Genomic DNA, 562 nt, shown 5'->3' with positions numbered 1-562 from the left:
CCAGAAGTCGGGGTTATCGCGTTAGGAACCACGATTAAAAAGGCAGGAACAAAAGAAAAATTGCGTTCTATTGATGTGGATCTTGTTGTTTCTACAGCGCAAAGCATGAAGAACATGGGTGTAAAACACCTCATCGTTGTGTCCTGCTTGGGGGCTGATAATAACGCACGCTCGCACTACCTTCGCTGTAAAGGGCAAATGGAAACCAAAGTTGAACTTCTGAATTTTGAGAAAACGACTTTCTTACACCCAGGGCCACTAGCTGGCAATCGTCAGGAGAGCAGGCCTGATGAAAAATTACTTCAAGGTGCCCTTAAAGTGTTTAGGCCGTTGATGTTGGGGAGTTTGAAAAAATATCTACCTATTCAAGCTACAAGTATCGCGAAAAGCATTGTTGTGCATTCGACATTCCCGACCCCGAGTAAGGTAGAGCGATTAGATTCTATAGACATGATGAACCTAGCGTATTAGTACCACTTTCCGTGAATCGATTGATATTTCCCATATTTAACCTGAATTTAGGAAGCGATAGTTATGAGATACAAGGTGACATTTTTATTGA

1 protein-coding gene is annotated in these 562 nt (G+C 42.2%); it reads left to right on the top strand.

The window, feature by feature from the left end; translation table 11 throughout:
- On the top strand, positions 1 to 471 hold a 471-nt coding region (locus tag KIV40_RS32785), incomplete at its 5' end, for a nucleoside-diphosphate sugar epimerase (protein WP_285353548.1).
- Positions 472 to 562: the final 91 nt, after the last annotated feature.

This window comes from Vibrio sp. D173a (assembly GCF_030248475.1).
The sequence above is the reverse complement of the archived record's forward strand: the minus strand, read 5'-3'. Positions and strand labels throughout refer to the sequence as shown.